We start from the raw sequence: 16131 nt of genomic DNA, 5'->3' as shown, positions 1-16131 counted from the left end.
CCATTTGAGTGGCAGTCCTTTTTGTGTGCAGCAAATGCAGCAACGTTCAGAACGTCAGATCGACTTTTTCCTGTGCGCGGTACTGCAAGGCTTCCAGCACAGAATCTTCGTCGAGGAGCTGCTTTCCAGCCAGGTCGGCGACGGTGCGGGCCACCCGGAGGATGCGGTCATGGGCGCGGGCAGAGAGGCCCAGCGCGTCGTAAGAAGCGCGGAGGAGCTGCTCGGCACCGGGGGTCATCCGGCAGATCCGGCGCACCTGACCGGCCGTGAGCTGGGCGTTGCAGCGGACGCCCTCGAAGCCGGGGGCGGCGTAACGCCGGGATTGGATCTGGCGGGCCTTCAGCACCTGCTGGCGCAGGGCGGCACTGCTCTCGGCAGGGGAGGAGGCGTGAAGCTCATCGAAGGCGACGGGGTCCATCTCGACGCAGAGGTCGATGCGGTCGAGCAGTGGGCCGGATACCCGGCTGCGGTACTGCCGCACCGCGCTGGGCGAGCAGGTGCAGGCGCGGGTGGGGTGGCCGTAGTAGCCGCACTTGCAGGGGTTCATGGCGGCTACCAACTGAAACCGGCTGGGGTAGGTGGCGCTGCCAGCGGCGCGGCTGACCGTGATCTGGCCGTCTTCCAGCGGCTGGCGGAGCACTTCGAGGCTCTCGCGGGAAAACTCCGGCAGCTCGTCCAGAAACAGGACGCCGCAGTCAGCCAGACTGCACTCGCCGGGGCGGAAATTGGCCCCGCCGCCAGCCAGAGAAGCAGCACTGGCCGAGTGGTGCGGGCTGCGGAAGGGCCGATGGGTGATGAGCCCGCGCCCTTTGGGCAGCTGCCCGGCGATGGAGTAGATCTTGGTCGTCTCCACAGCCTCTTCACGGCTGAGCGGCGGCAGGATGCCGGGCAGACGCCGGGCCAGCATGGACTTGCCGGTGCCGGGTGCGCCGATCAGAAGCACGTTGTGCCCGCCTGCGGCGGCAATGACCATGGCCCGGCGGGCGAGGGGCTGGCCCATGACGTCTGCCAGGTCCGGGGCATTGTTCCAGCTCTCGGCGGGGGCGAAGGGGATGGGCACTGTGGGGGCGATGGGGGAGAGGCCGCGCAGCGCGTCCACCACCTCCCGCGCGGTGCGGGCCGGGTAGACCTTCATCGCGTCGCCGCCCGCCTCGGCTGCTTCGGCGGCGTTCTCGGCGGGGACGTACAGGGCCCGGATGCCGTCGGCGGCAGCGGCCAGCGCCATGGGCAGCACACCGGACACCGGGCGGAGCGTACCATCCAGCGCCAGTTCGCCGAGGAAGGCGGTATCCTGCGGCGGGGTTTCCAGCTGGCCGGAGGCGGTCAGCACCGCCAGCAGCAGGGGCAGGTCGTAGACCGGCCCGGTCTTGCGGACATCGGCAGGGGCCAGGTTGACCGTGATGTGCCGGTCCGGCCACTTGAAGCCCAGATTCTTGACGGCGGCACGGACACGGTCGCCGCTCTCGCGGACGGCGGAATCCGGCAGGCCCACCAGCGAAAATGCAGGCAGCCCGCCGGAGATGTCGGCTTCGACGGCCACAGCAAAGCCGGTCAGGCCATTCAGGCCGTAACTTCTCAGAACAGAGTACATAAGATCCTCCTCAGGGAACCACCGAATGAAGGCAAGTTCCCAATTTTTGGCAAAGAAACGGCTAAGAAATCGTCAGGACTCGAATTTCGACAGATTATCATCTTGATTTTCATTATAGTTTGGGGTATTGATAATGTCAATGAGTGAAATGAGGGAGGAAAGACCATGATCGTAAAGGAATTCTGTCAGTATGTCCGCTCTTATTCGGAGCTGGAGGGGCTGCAGCATGCCCACACGCTGTATTACTCTGCCCGGCGCATCGAGATGGGCATCGTGCTGGAACTGGCACAGGAACAGAGCGGGAGCTGCATGGTCAGCCGGGTGCTGTGCCCGGCGGGGAATTTTCCGCAGGCCATGCGGGTGATGCGGTACCTGTGTGAAAACGGCATCGGCCCCGGCCAGTGGCTGGAGATTCTGGACGACCTGCACCAGCCATTTTGTCTGCTGACGCCGCCGGACACGGTGCAAACGCCCCAAAATGCGGATCTTGGGAAGCGATTTGTGGTATTTGTATGATTTCTTTGGCAAAACTTCTTACATAATATGGAATTGACACAGACGAGCCAAGAGTTTATAGTATAAGTAGGTTTGGAAAAACTACCCCTTGGCAAAAACAATAAAGGTAAGGTGTGTGTAATATGTATCTGGATGAGTATAAGCGCTGGCTGGCAGCGGATCTGGAAGACGCTGACCTGAAGCCGGAACTGGCCAGGATCGAGGGAAATGACGAGGAGATCAAGGACCGCTTTGCGGTGGCCCTGAAGTTCGGCACCGCCGGTCTGCGCGGCGTTCTGGGTGCTGGCACCAACCGCATGAACATTTATGTCGTCCGTCAGGCCACCCAGGGCCTGGCCAACTGGGTCAAGACCCAGGGCGGCAATCAGACCGTTGCCATCAGCTATGACAGCCGCCTGAAGAGCGACATCTTTGCAAAGACGGCGGCCGGTGTTCTGGCAGCCAACGGCATCAAGGTGCGCATCTATGATGCCCTGATGCCCGTGCCGGCCCTGAGCTTTGCCACCCGCTACTACGAGTGCAACGCCGGTATCATGGTCACGGCATCCCACAACCCCGCCAAGTACAACGGCTACAAGGCCTACGGCCCGGATGGCTGCCAGATGACCGATGACGCCGCCGCCATCGTCTACGACGAGATCCAGAAGACCGATGTGCTGACCGGCGCAAAGTACATCTCCTTCGCCGAGGGCGTGGAGCAGGGCCTCATCCGCTTTGTCGGCGATGACTGCAAGAAGGCTCTGTACGACGCCATCGAGGCACGTCAGGTCCGCCCCGGCCTGTGCAAGACGGCCGGTCTGAAGCTGGTGTACAGCCCGCTGAACGGCTCCGGTCTGGTGCCTGTGACCCATGTGCTGAACGATATGGGCATCACCGATATCACCATCGTGCCGGAGCAGGAGTACCCCAACGGCTACTTCACCACCTGCTCCTACCCCAACCCGGAGATCTTCGAGGCCCTGAAGCTGGGCCTGAACCTGGCCACTGAGACCGGCGCCGACCTGATGCTGGCGACCGATCCCGATGCCGACCGTGTGGGCATCGCCATGAAGTGCCCGGATGGCAGCTATGAGCTGGTCTCCGGCAACGAAATGGGCGTTCTGCTGCTGGATTACATCTGCGCCGGCCGCATCGAGAAGGGCACCATGCCCAAGAACCCCGTGGCCGTCAAGTCCATCGTTTCCACCCCGCTGGCCGATGCTGTGGCAAAGCACTACGGCGTGGAGATGCGCAACGTCCTGACCGGCTTCAAGTGGATCGGCGACCAGATCGCCAACCTGGAAGCTGCCGGTGAGGTGGACCGCTTCATCTTCGGCTTCGAGGAAAGCTACGGCTACCTGGCAGGCCCCTACGTCCGCGATAAGGATGCCGTCATCGGCTCCATGCTCATCTGCGAGATGGCTGCTTACTACCGCAGCATCGGTTCCTCCATCAAGCAGCGTCTGGAGGAGATCTACGCACAGTATGGCCGCTATCTGAACAAGGTAGACAGCTTCGAGTTCCCCGGCCTGACCGGCATGGAGAAGATGGCTTCCATCATGCAGAAGCTGCGCGACGAGCCTCTGACCGAGCTGGCCGGCCACAAGGTCGTCAAGGTCACCGACTACAAGAAGCCCGAAGAGACCGGCCTGCCCGCCGCAAACGTCCTGATCTACACGCTGGAGAACGGCGCTACCGTCGTGGTCCGTCCCTCCGGCACCGAGCCGAAGATCAAGACCTATTTCACCACCCTGGGCAAGGACCTGGCTGAGGCACAGGCCCAGAAGGATGCTCTGGCTGCTGCCATTGAGCCGATCCTGAAGTAAAAGCAAACGATTTTTGGAGCTGTTGCAGGACTCCTTCCGGCATCGCTTGTGCGATGCCACCTCCCTCACAGAGGGAGGCTTCATAGCTGACCGCAGCGTTCAGGCCCTCTCCCAGAGGGGGCTGGCGCGGCGAAGCCGTGACTGGGGGGAGTTTCTTCAACGGCTCCATTTTTTATTGCCCGGTGCAGTTGCAGTTTGCCGGGCAATACGCTATAATATTCAATGTATCATTCTGTGCTTTCTGGAAGGCACGAAAAACGGAAGACAGGGTAGGTGTCAGAAGTGGAAAAACGTGTGACGGCGGTCCTGGTGGCCGCAGGTTCCTCCACCCGGATGGGGTTCGACAAACTCAGCTTTGATCTGGGCGGGGAGACCGTAGTACAGCGGAGCATCCGCGCCTTTGCGGAGTGCCCGCTGGTGGATGAGATCGTGCTGGTGGCGGGTAAGAACCGCGCCTTTCTGGAGCAGCAGGCTGCGGCCTGCCCAAAGCCGGTGCAGGTAGTGCCCGGCGGGGCCACCCGCGCCGAGAGCGCGAAGAACGGTGTGCTGGCGGCGCACGGCGACCTCGTGGCCGTCCACGATGCAGCCCGCCCCTTTGTGAGCGAAGCCGTCATCGAGGCGGCCGTCTACGCCGCAGCGGCCTGCGGGGCTGCGGCCCCGGCGGTCCCGGTGAAGGACACCGTCAAGCGGGCTGTGCGCGGCGACGGCAAGACCGTGCCGGAGGCCTGCATGGTGGCCGAAACGCCCGACCGCAGCACACTGTATGCGGTGCAGACCCCCCAGTGCTTCGACCGTGCCGCCTATCTGGCTGCGCTGGAAGAGCTGGACGCAGAAAAGGCCCGCCTCGTCACCGACGATTGCAGCCTGTTCGAGCTGACCGGACGCCCGGTGCAGCTGACCCAGGGCGACTACGCCAATCTGAAGATCACCACGCGGGAGGACCTGCCCCGCCCGCAGCAGAAGGAAGGAGAACCTATGCGCATTGGTCATGGTTATGATGTTCATCGTCTCGTGGAGGGCCGCAAGCTGATCCTGGGCGGTGTGGAGATCCCGTATGAGAAGGGCCTGCTGGGCCATTCCGACGCCGACGTGCTGGCCCACGCCGTCATGGACGCTGTGCTGGGCGCAGCGGCGCTGGGCGACATCGGGAAGCACTTCCCGGATACCGACCCCGAATATGCCGGGGCTGACAGCCTGATGCTGGCCCGCCATGTGGCCCGCATCGTCCGGGAGAACGGCTGGAAGGTCGAGAACATCGACTCCACCATCCTCTGCCAGAAGCCGAAGCTGGCTCCCTACATCCCCGCCATGCGCGAAAAGCTGGCCGAAGCCTTCGGGATGCCGCTGGACGCCGTGAGCGTCAAGGCCACCACCGAAGAGCATCTGGGTTTTACCGGCGAGGGGCTGGGCATCGCCGTCCATGCGGTGGCTCTGATCGAAACGCTGTAAGCAGGAGAAACTTTCATGACTCTGAACTCGATCATCGCGAATTTCCAGACGTTCAAGCTGGCGGACCTTCTGGATATCATCATCATCGCGTTTCTGATCTATCAGCTGCTGGGCATCATCAACCGCACCCGCGCCGGGCAGCTGGCCAAGGGTGCCCTGCTGGTGCTGGCCGTCTATCTGGTGGCGAACGTGCTCAACATGCGCACGGTCACCTGGCTGCTCAACTCGCTGCTGCAGGTCGGCCTGCTGACGCTGGTCGTGCTGTTCCAGCCGGAGATCCGCCGTGCGCTGGAACGGATGGGCCAGACCGACCAGTGGGCCTCGAAGCTTTTCAACGTGAAGGGCCGCTACAACGACCCCAGTTTCAAGGGGGCCTGGCGCAGCGCCATCATCGCCATCTGCGACGCCGCCGAGCGCTTTTCCGAGACCAAGACCGGTGCGCTCATCGTGCTGGAGCGCAGCACCAATCTTTCTGAGATCGTCCGCACCGGCACACCGGTGAACAGCGCGGTCAACCTGGAAGTGCTGGGCACCATCTTCTACGAGGGCACCCCCCTGCACGACGGTGCCGCCATCATCGAGAACGGCCGCATCAAGGCAGCGGGCTGTGTGCTGCCGCTGTCCAATAACCTGGACCTTGGCAAGGATATGGGCACCCGCCACCGCGCCTGTCTGGGCATCGCGGAGAACTCCGACGCCATCGCCATCGTCGTCAGCGAAGAGACGGGCATCATCTCCATGGCCAAGAACGGCGTCCTCATCCGCCACTTTGACCGCCAGACCCTGTACACCCGTCTGGTGGATGAGATGATCCCCAAGGAGACCGCCAGCGAAAAGACCGACAACAGCTGGAAGGGCAGAGTCAAGCGCCTGCTGAGCTGGGTGAACCAGAAAGAGGAGGACGAGCAGTCATGAGCAACGAGCCGAACAAGAGCGGCACAAAGCCTGCCATCCAGCACAGCAAGAGCATCCTGGATGACCGCCGCATCCGGTTGCTGCTGGCCATCGTGGGTGCCATCGTGGCCTGGATGGTCGTCACCATCGTGGTCCAGCCCGGCACCACCAAGACCATCGCCAATGTGCCGGTGGATTTCACCTACGATTCTGCCGCGTACACCTCCCGCGGCCTGAGCATCGTCAGCGCCCCGGAAAAATACGTCACCCTGAAAGTTTCCGGCGACGGCTACGCCATCGGCAGCCTCACGGCATCCGATTTCGTCGTCTACCCGGACTGGTCCGGTGTGCGCGACAGCGGCGAGAAGACCCTGCATCTGCAGGTGCGGGGCGTCAACGGCCTGCTGAACGGCGTCACCGTCTCCATCGAGGGCGGCGACAACAGCGTGGACGTGGTCTTTGATGTGGTGGAGGAAAAGACGGTCCCCATCACGGTGACCACCAACTACCTGACCATTGCCGATGGGTATATTTTGTATGGAACGGAGCTTTCGAAGGAGAGCGTGACCCTCTCCGGCCCCAGCACCGAGATCGACAAGGTGACCACCTGCACCGCCGAGGTGACCCACAACGGCGAGCTGACGGAATCCGTCACCCTCGATACCGCCCTGCGGTTCTACACCAACAGCGGCAGCGAAGTCGAGTTCGCGTACACCACGCTGGAAGAGTCGAGCGTGGAGGTCACGCTGCAGGTCTACAAGATGGCCACGCTGCCCGTCAGCGTCAGCTTCATCAACGCCCCGCGCGACTTTGACGACTCGGTGTTGACCTACACGCTGAGCAAGAAGACCCTGAACGTAGCGGGCCCGGCCAGCCAGATCGACAAGCTGTCCACCCTGTCCGTCGGCACCATCGACCTGTCCACCTTCTCGCTGAACAAGGTCTATGAAATGCCCATCGAGCTGCCCAGCGATATCCGCTTGCTGGACAACATCTCCACCATCACCGTCAGCTTCGATTCCTCCAAACTGGAGACCAAGACCCTGAATCTGCCCGCCGCGTGTGTGCAGGTGGTCAACCTGCCCTCCACCTATACCCTGACGGTGGAGACCGAGCGGCTGATGAACGTGACCCTCTGCGGCCCGGCAGGCGCGATGGAGGCCCTGACGCCGGAGCAGGTCGTCATTGAGATCGACGCGGACGACTTCGCGGTGGCCATCGGCCAGCAGAACATCGCATGCAGACTGTATGTGCCGTCCGACGGCAAAATTTTCGCGCTGGGCAGCTATGTCATCCAGTGCAAGATCGAGAGCAACTAAAACGCAGCCCGCTCCGTCCATACTGTATGCAGGGGGCGGCAATGAAAAAGAAAGCAATCATCGTATGATTTTGGTAAGAGACATCAGGCTCCCCCTTTCCGCCGGGGAGCCGCAGGCCTTTGAAAAAGCGCTGCACCTGGCCCGCATCCCCCGCAGCAAAGCCGCCCATCTCGGTGTGGCAAAGCTGTCGGTGGATGCCCGCCACGGCCAGCCCAGACTGGTCTATACCGTTGCGGTAACGCTCAAGGACGAGGGTGAGGAATCTGCATTTGCAGGGGCCTCGCCCTGCGTTGCTCTCCGCAGCAGGACCGATTTTTCCGTCCAGAACGGCACCGAGCCGCTGGCCCACCGGCCCATCGTCTGCGGGCTTGGCCCGGCGGGGCTGTTCGCGGCGCTGCTGCTGGCCCGGCAGGGCTACCGGCCCATCGTGCTGGAGCGCGGCCCGGCGCTGGACGAGCGGGTGAAGGCGGTGGAGCATTTTTCCGCCACCGGCGAGCTCAACGAGAACGCGAACATCCAGTTCGGCGAGGGCGGCGCAGGCACCTTTTCGGACGGCAAGCTGACCACCCGCATCGGCGATGCGCTGTGCGGCTTTGTCACCGAAGTGTTTTTGCAGCATGGTGCCCCGGCGGAGATCGCCTGGAAGCAGAAGCCGCATGTCGGCACCGACCTGCTCCGGGGCGTCATCACCTCCATCCGGAAAGAGATCGAATCTCTGGGCGGCGAGGTGCATTTCAACACGGCTCTGACCGGGTTTGTGCGGAAGGACGGCAGGCTCGTCGGCGTCCAGACCACGCAGGGCAGCTTCCCGTGCGAGGCGCTGGTGTTCGCGGTCGGCCACTCGGCGCGGGATACCTTTGAAATGCTGATGGACAGCGGCCTTGTGCTGGAGTGCAAACCGTTCAGCGTGGGCTTCCGGGCGGAGCATCTGCAAAGTACAATCGAAAAGAGCCTCTACCACGAGGCGGCGGGCCACCCGGCGCTGCCGCGCGGGGAATACCAGCTGTCCCAGCATGTGGGCAGCCGGTGTGTCTACACCTTCTGCATGTGTCCCGGCGGGCAGGTGGTGGCCTCGGCCAGCGAGGTGGGCCGGGTGGTGACCAACGGCATGAGCTACCACGCCCGCAGCGGCAAAAACGCCAACGCGGCGGTGGTGGTCAGCGTGGGAGCCGAGGATTTCGGCAATGACCCGCGCCGGGCCATCGCATTCCAGCGGGAGCTGGAAGCCAACGCCTATCAGGCGGGCCGCGCCGGGGGAGCCTATGCGGCCCCGGCGGAAAACGTCCGGAGCTTCCTCGAAGGCCGGGGAGAACTGCACATCGGCACGGTGGAGCCGACCTACGACCGGGGCGTCGTGGCGGCAGACCTGGGCGCTTTGCTGCCTGGGGAGCTGGCCGACACCCTGCGGGCCGGTCTGCGGGCGTATGAACGCAAGATCGCCGGGTACACCGCGCCGGACGCGGTCCTGACCGGTCTGGAGACCCGCACCAGCAGCCCTGTGCGGCTGAAGCGGGAAGAAGATCTGGAATCGGCCCAGCTGGCAGGGTTGTACCCCTGCGGAGAAGGCGCGGGCTATGCAGGCGGCATCATGAGCGCCGCCGTGGACGGCCTGCGGGTCGCCCGCGCGATCATCGGCCGGTATCGTCCGGCAGAAGGGTGAGAAGATTTTGATGAACGATCGTGAAAACGATAGGATGAAGGAGACCGAAGGCCAGCAGGTGCAGCGGGAACTGGAAGACCAGCTGCGTGAGTTTGGCGACACCATGTCCGATGCGTTCCGCTATGGCTTCGAGGGCCGGGGCATGGAGATCGGAGACCGGGTCTGGGATGTGGGAAAAGCAGCCGTCCATGCGGCCAACTTCGGCATCTCGGAAGCGGGAAAAGCCCTCCGGAACAGCCGGAACGAATACTACAAAGCCCAGCAGGAGGCACAGAAAACCGGGCCTCAGAACGCGGGCGGGATGCCCCAGTGGGCCAGACAGATCTTTGGCCTGAAAGGGGAGCAGACCCCAGTAGACCTGCTGCGTGCAGACGGCAAAAAGCGCCAGAACGGCGGTGCAGCCCTGCTGGCCGTGGGCATCACCTTCATGGTGATCTTCGGGCTGGGGACGCTGGGCTGCCTCATTGGGTTGGGCGTTGTGTCGCCGGACGTTGTGATGACGGCTACGGAGGACGGCGGCATCCTGATGACGGGCACGGACTACGTTATGAACACCGCCTACAACGCGCTGGGCATCGTCGGCAGCGTGCTGGCCCTTGTCACGGCGGGCTTTGGCTGGATGACGGCCTGCGGTTCTGCCTGGGTGAAAGCCGGAAAGCAGCTGGGGCAGTTCGCCGATCTTGCGGACACCACCGACTACCACAAGGGCCTTTCGGTCCGGATGCTGGCCGACCTCGTCCACCAGAACCGGAAAAAAATGCTGAAGAAGCTGCAAAAATACATCCGCAAAGGCTGGCTGAACGGATGGCTGGATGAAAAAGCGGAAACACTCTATCTGACGGCGGAGGATTACCGCGCCGCGCAGGAGGCCAGAGCCGCCGTGCAGGCAGAGCCGGAACCCAAGACCGAACCGCGGGCGGAACCCCAGGAGACCCCGCTCAACCTCGAAACGACCCGCCGCTTCGCCAAAGTGCTGGCGCAGGAGCAGCAGCTCATGCAGGATGCACAGGGCGTGGAGGAGCTGGCCCACATGCAGAAGACCACCGAGGCCATCTGCGACTGGCTGGAAGCCCACCCCGAAAGCCTGCCGAAAGCACGGCGGTTCGCGGAATACTATATCCCGACCACCCTCAAGCTGCTGCACACCTACAACGATGTGCAGGGCCAGAAAGGCGATAATGCCGAGAGCATCCGCCGGGACATCGCGGGCATCCTGCATACGCTCAATCAGGCGTATGACAACCTCTACGATAATCTGCTGAGCGATGTGGCGCTGGATGTCTCCAGCGAGATTGCGGCATTGCAGGGAATGCTGGCCAACGACGGCCTGACCGGGGAGGGATTGCGATGACCTGCCGGGCATGGACCTTAAAAGAATTTGACCGCACCGCCCTCAAGGAGCTGACCGCCGCCATTGCGGAACAGAACACCGAAGAACTGGAGCAGAACGCTCTGGACGACGAGCCTTGGAGCGAGCAGAAATACGCCGCCACGCTGGCGGCACAACAGAAGGAAGCGGGCCTGCTGGCGGGCGTCCTGGCCGCGCGCGGCATCACCGACCCCGCCGAGGCGCTGACGCTGCTGGCGGGCGAGGAAGAGCTGAGCGACCCCATGCTCCTGACGGACATGGACAAAGCCTGTGCCCGCATCCTCGAAGCCATCGACAAAGAACAGACCATCGTTGTTTACGGCGATTATGATGTGGACGGCGTGACGGCCACGGCCCTGCTGTACCAGCACCTCAAGGGGATGGGCGCAAACGTCAAGTGCATGCTGCCCAGCCGCGAGGGCGACGGCTACGGCCTTTCGAAAAACGCCGTCCAGTCCATCCACGACAAGGGCTGTCAGCTCATCGTCACGGTGGACAACGGCATCTCCGCGCTGGAAGAAGCCGACTTTGCGGCTTCGCTGGGCGTGGACCTCATCGTGACGGACCACCACCTGCCCCACGACACCCTGCCCCACGCAGTGGCCGTCGTGGACCCCCGCCGCGCCGACGATCACAGCCCTTTCAAGGGCCTGTGCGGCGCGGGGGTGGCCTTCAAGCTCTGTGCGGCGCTGGACGGCTGCCCGCCGGAAGAGATGCTGGACTACTGCGGCGACCTGGCCGCCGTGGGCACCGTGGCGGACGTCATGCCGCTGACCGGCGAGAACCGCACCCTCGTCAAGGCGGGCCTGAAACTGCTGCAGCAGACCGACCGGCCGGGCTTTTCGGCCCTGCTGGAAGAGGTCGGTCTGGCGGGCAGGCCCATCACGGCCGAGAACGTCAGCTATGCCATCGCGCCCCGCATCAACGCGGCGGGCCGGATGGACAACGCCGTCACCGCGCTGCAGCTCGTCCTCTGCGAGGAGGAAGAGCGCGCCGAGGAGCTGGCGCATAAGCTGAACGAGATCAATGTGGCCCGGCAGGAGACCGAGCAGGAGATCGTCCGGGCTGCGCAGGAGCAGCTGGATGCGGAACCCGCCATCCTCGAAGACCGGGTCATCCTCATCTGGGGCCGGGACTGGCACCCCGGCGTCATCGGCATCGTAGCCTCCCGGCTGGTGGAAAAGACCGGCCGCCCCGTCATCGTCGTCTCGGTGGATGAGCACGGCGAGGGCAAGGGCAGCGGCCGCAGTGTACAGGGCTTCAACCTGCACGCCTGCATCGCCTCGTGCGAGGACATCCTGCTCCGCTTCGGCGGCCACGCCATGGCGGCAGGCCTTTCGGTGCGGGAAGAGAACCTGCACGAGCTGCGCCGCCGCCTGAACGAGTGGGCCGCGCGGGAGTGCCCCGTGCTCCTCACGCCGCCGCTGGAATGCGACCTGTCCATCCATCTGGACCGCATCACCGTGGAGTCAGTCCGGCGGCTGGAACAGCTGGCTCCCTATGGAGCCGAGAACCCCACCCCCGTTTTTGTGCTGGAAAAGGCCGTTATCGATGGCATCTACCCGGTGTCAGAAGGCAGGCACTGCCGCCTGCGCCTGCGGCAGGGCAGCGCCAGCATATATGCCGTCTGGTTCGGGATGCACCCGGAGCAGCTGCCCTATGCCATGGGCGATGTCGTGGACGCCGCGCTGAACCTTTCGGTCTACGATGCGCCGCGTGGGGCACAGCTTTCGGGCCGCATCCTGGAGCTGCACCCGGCGGGGCTGGGCAATGCGGCCGCCGAGCAGACGGCGCTGGTGCAGGCGCTCCGGCGCGGCACCCCGCTCACGGCGGAACAGAAAGCAGCCGTGGCGCCCAAGCGGAGCGATATCATCACAGTGTACCGTGAACTGCAGGCCCGGCGCTGGCACGCTGAGGATCTGCAGCCCCTGTTCGCAAAGCTGGGGGAGCAGAACACCGGCAAGATCCTGGTCGCGCTCACCGCTCTCGAACAGGTAGGGCTCATCGCGGTGCAGGAATGCGGCGGGGCAAAGTTCTGGGAACTGGTGCCCGCACAGGGCAAGAAGAACCTTGCCGACGCACCGATCTTGAAATGTCTGGAGGAAGAGTAAATGCCAGAGGGAAAAAGTATGCTGGACCCGGTCAAGCCGGAGGATTCCTATTCCGCAAAAACACACCTGCATCAGGCCGTGAGCAACCCGCCGGAAGTGGCGACGGTCGCAGCCACGGCTCTGCCTGCCAATGCCCCCGAAGGGGCGCTGCCCAGTGAGGTGCGCCCGGAGATCATCACCTGGGAAAAGCTGGTGGAGGCCATCCAGGCCAGCGGCAAAGCCTACAATATGGAGATGATCCAAAAGGCGTATGACCTGGCCAACAATGCCCACAAGGGCGTCTGCCGCCGCAGCGGCGAGCCCTACATCTGCCACCCGCTGGCCGTGGCCCGGCTGGTGCTGGACCTGGGCATGGACACTGAGAGCATCGCCGCCGCCCTGCTCCACGATGTGGTCGAGGACACCCCCACCACCCTGGACGACCTGAAGGCCGCCTTTGGCGAGGAGGTGGCCCTGCTGGTGGACGGTGTCACCAAGCTGACCAAGATCCAGTTCTCCAACATCGAAGAGCTGCAGGCCGAGAACCTGCGCAAGATGCTGCTGGCCATGAGCCGCGACGTCCGCGTGATGATCATCAAGCTCTGCGACCGGCTGCACAACATGCGCACCGGCGATGCCTGGCCCGAACAGAAGCGCCGCGACAAGGCCCGCGAGACGATGGAGGTTTATGCTCCCATCGCCAACCGTCTGGGCATCCTGAACGTGAAGGAAGAGCTGGAAGACCGCAGCCTGCACTATCTGGACCCCGTGGGCTACAACGAGATCAGCAAGATGCTGAGCGAGCGCGCGGGCGAGGAGTTTCTGGCCAGCGTGTCCGGCGTCATCGAGCAGCGGCTGGAAGAGAGCGGCATCGAGGGTGCGACCATCAAGCGCCGCGTCAAGAGCATCTACGGCATCTACCGCAAGACCATCATGCAGAACAAGTCCTTCGACGAGATCTACGATATCTATGCGGTCCGCATCATTCTGGATACCCTGGCCGAGTGCTACAGCACTCTGGGCCTCATCCACGATATGTACCACCCGCTGCCCAACCGCTTCAAGGATTATATCTCCACCCCCAAACCCAACGGCTACCAGAGCCTGCACACCACCGTCATCGGGCACGAGGGCATCCCCTTCGAAGTCCAGATCCGCACCCGCAAGATGGATGAACAGGCCGAGTACGGCGTTGCGGCCCACTGGAAGTACAAAGAGGGGCTGGACGGCCACGACAAGCTCGATGAGCGTCTGGCCTGGGTCAGCCAGCTGCTGGAAAATCAGCGCGTCAGCGAGGATTCCGGCAACCTGCTGCACGACCTGAAGAGCGACCTGCTGCCGGAGGAGGTCTTCGCCTTCACCCCGAAGGGCGATGTCATCAACCTGCCCGCCGGTGCCACCTGCATCGACTTCGCCTATGCCATCCACTCTGCCGTCGGCAACCGGATGGTGGGCTGCAAGGTGAACAACCGGATGGTCCCCATCGACCACATCGTCTCCACCGGCGAGATCATCGAGGTCATCCTCGGCCCGGCGGACAAAGGCCCCAGCCGCGACTGGCTCAAGATCGTGCGCACCAGCGAGGCCAAGAGCAAGATCCGCAACTGGTTCAAGAAGATGCGCCGGGAAGAGAACATCCAGCAGGGCCGCGATGCGCTGGCCCGCGAGCTGCGCCGCGAGATGATCTTCATCCCGGACGACGAGCTGGATGATTTCATCGGCAGCTGCTGCCGCCGCCTGCGCCAGAACAACGCCGAGGAGCTGTATGCGGCCATCGGCTACGGCGGCATCACCATCGCCAACTGCCTGCCCAAGCTGAAAGAGGAGTGGCAGAAGCTCAAGGCCGAGGAAGGCAAGACCGAACAGCTGGCCAAAGTGGACCTGAGCAAGGTCCATGCCACCGACGGCGTCGTGGTGGAAGGGTTCGACAACACCCCCATCAAGTTCGCCAAGTGCTGCTCGCCGCTGCCCGGCGACCCTATCGTGGGCTTCATCACCCGCGGGTTCGGCGTCTCCATCCACAAGCAGAGCTGCGCCAACGCCATTTCCAGCATGAAGGACCCCACCAACGCCCCCCGCTGGGTCAAGGCGTACTGGGCCGACAGCGTCAAGGACAGCTACAAGGCCGGCCTTGAGATCGTGGCGCTGGACCGCAACGAACTGCTGCGGGACGTGCTGAGCGCTCTGGCCGACATCCGGGTGCCCATCTACACGATGAACGCCCGTCAAGTGGAAAACAACTGCGCCGTGGTCAGCCTGACCATCGGCATCAACAACACCGAGCATCTCAACCGGGTGGTGGCCCGCCTGTCCAAGGTCAAAGATGTGCTCAAGGTCACAAGGAGTTAAACCATGCGTGCAGTCATTCAGGCCGTTTCGTCGGCCAGTGTCCGGGTCGATGGGGGCGAGCCCCGCGCCATCGGCCCCGGCCTTGTCATCCTGCTGGGCGTCCGCGACACCGACTCGCTGGACATCGTGCCCAAACTGGCCGAAAAGTGCGCGGGCCTGCGCATCTTCAAGGATGAGAACGACAAGCTGAACCTCAGCGCAAAAGACCTTGGGTATTCGGCGCTGGTGGTCAGCCAGTTCACCCTGTATGGGGACACCCGAAAGGGCTTCCGGCCCAGTTTCATCCACGCAGCCAAAGCCCCGCTTGCAGTGGACGCCTACGAGCTGTTTCTGGCTGAGATGAACAAACAGGGCCTCCGGGAGGTCCGGCACGGAGAGTTCGGGGCGGATATGCAGGTGGCTCTGGTCAACGAGGGGCCCTGCACCATCGTCATCGACACCGACGAGTGGAAAAAGAAGGATTGAGAGGGATAACATGCAGGCATTTCATCTTCTCGGCTCTGCGCCGTTTTACACCAACAGTTTTCTGCTGCTCACCAAGGCAGGCCATGCGGTCATCATCGACCCGGCGGCCGGGGTGCAGGAGTACGATAAGATCCTGCGGGACCACGGCGCCGTACTGACGCACATCCTGTGCACCCACGGCCACTACGACCATGTGGGCAGCGCCGGTGTGCTGAGCCGCGAGTGGGGCGCAAAGATCTGGTGCGAAGCCGCCGACTGCGCCGGGACCCAGCTCTTCCCCCTGAAGAGCGCCGATTTCGGTTATGAAGAGGGGGCCAACCTTTCGGTGGATGAGCTGACCTTCACCGCATGGCACACCCCCGGCCACACCGAGGGCAGCGTGGTGCTGCTGTGCAGCGAATATCTCTTTGTGGGCGATACGGTCTTTCAGGGCAGCATCGGCCGCACCGACCTCGAAGGCGGCAGCGACCGCAAGCTGGAGGCGAGCCTGCGCAAGTTCGCGGGCCTGCCCATCCCCAAAGAGACCCAGCTTCTGCCCGGCCACGGGGATTTCTCGACCTATGGCGAGGAGCTGGAGACCAACTACTATATCAAAGCCGCACTGCGGAACGCATAAAAAAGGCA

General features: G+C 63.5%; 12 protein-coding genes. 11 read left to right on the top strand and 1 reads right to left on the bottom strand.

Going from position 1 to position 16131, the window contains the following annotated elements:
• Positions 1–46: 46 nt before the first annotated feature.
• On the bottom strand, positions 47–1591 hold the full coding sequence (locus tag J3350_RS01465; protein ID WP_207685451.1) for a YifB family Mg chelatase-like AAA ATPase: 1545 nt from the start codon (positions 1589–1591) through the stop codon (positions 47–49).
• 165 nt (positions 1592–1756) lie between these two features.
• Between J3350_RS01465 and J3350_RS01460 the strand changes: the two genes are divergently transcribed.
• From J3350_RS01460 to J3350_RS01410, 11 genes are all read left to right on the top strand, one after another.
• Complete coding sequence (locus J3350_RS01460; protein ID WP_207685450.1) at positions 1757–2107, top strand: hypothetical protein; 351 nt, start codon at positions 1757–1759, stop codon at positions 2105–2107.
• Positions 2108–2229: 122 nt separating this feature from the next.
• The gene (locus J3350_RS01455; RefSeq protein ID WP_097792562.1) at positions 2230–3912 is read left to right on the top strand and encodes a phospho-sugar mutase; all 1683 of its coding nucleotides are present in this window, start codon (positions 2230–2232) and stop codon (positions 3910–3912) included.
• A gap of 273 nt (positions 3913–4185) precedes the next feature.
• On the top strand, positions 4186–5361 hold the full coding sequence (ispF, locus tag J3350_RS01450; RefSeq protein WP_223381846.1) for a 2-C-methyl-D-erythritol 2,4-cyclodiphosphate synthase: 1176 nt from the start codon (positions 4186–4188) through the stop codon (positions 5359–5361).
• A gap of 15 nt (positions 5362–5376) precedes the next feature.
• Entirely contained in the window at positions 5377–6276 is a 900-nt protein-coding gene (cdaA, locus tag J3350_RS01445) for a diadenylate cyclase CdaA (protein WP_097792561.1), read from the top strand.
• Positions 6273–7574 carry a YbbR-like domain-containing protein gene (locus J3350_RS01440; RefSeq protein ID WP_207685449.1) on the top strand — a complete coding sequence of 434 codons (1302 nt, stop codon included), beginning with the start codon at positions 6273–6275 and terminating at the stop codon, positions 7572–7574. The genes cdaA and J3350_RS01440 overlap by 4 nt, the downstream gene beginning before the upstream one ends.
• A gap of 64 nt (positions 7575–7638) precedes the next feature.
• Positions 7639–9234 (top strand): NAD(P)/FAD-dependent oxidoreductase, encoded by a 1596-nt coding sequence (locus tag J3350_RS01435; protein ID WP_207685448.1) that lies wholly within the window; start codon positions 7639–7641, stop codon positions 9232–9234.
• 10 nt (positions 9235–9244) lie between these two features.
• The gene (locus tag J3350_RS01430; RefSeq protein ID WP_242700080.1) at positions 9245–10585 is read left to right on the top strand and encodes a 5-bromo-4-chloroindolyl phosphate hydrolysis family protein; all 1341 of its coding nucleotides are present in this window, start codon (positions 9245–9247) and stop codon (positions 10583–10585) included.
• On the top strand, positions 10582–12714 hold the full coding sequence (gene recJ / locus J3350_RS01425) for a single-stranded-DNA-specific exonuclease RecJ (RefSeq protein WP_207685447.1): 2133 nt from the start codon (positions 10582–10584) through the stop codon (positions 12712–12714). Before J3350_RS01430 ends, recJ begins: the two co-directional genes overlap by 4 nt.
• Positions 12715–15042 carry a bifunctional (p)ppGpp synthetase/guanosine-3',5'-bis(diphosphate) 3'-pyrophosphohydrolase gene (locus tag J3350_RS01420; protein ID WP_207685446.1) on the top strand — a complete coding sequence of 776 codons (2328 nt, stop codon included), beginning with the start codon at positions 12715–12717 and terminating at the stop codon, positions 15040–15042.
• Between the two features lie 3 nt (positions 15043–15045).
• On the top strand, positions 15046–15507 hold the full coding sequence (gene dtd / locus J3350_RS01415; RefSeq protein WP_097792555.1) for a D-aminoacyl-tRNA deacylase: 462 nt from the start codon (positions 15046–15048) through the stop codon (positions 15505–15507).
• Between the two features lie 10 nt (positions 15508–15517).
• Complete coding sequence (locus J3350_RS01410) at positions 15518–16123, top strand: MBL fold metallo-hydrolase (protein ID WP_207685445.1); 606 nt, start codon at positions 15518–15520, stop codon at positions 16121–16123.
• Positions 16124–16131 lie beyond the last annotated feature (8 nt).

The sequence above is a fragment of the Faecalibacterium sp. Marseille-Q3530 genome (assembly GCF_017377625.1).
Classification (GTDB): domain Bacteria; phylum Bacillota; class Clostridia; order Oscillospirales; family Ruminococcaceae; genus Faecalibacterium; species Faecalibacterium prausnitzii_E.
The sequence above is the reverse complement of the archived record's forward strand: the minus strand, read 5'-3'. Positions and strand labels throughout refer to the sequence as shown.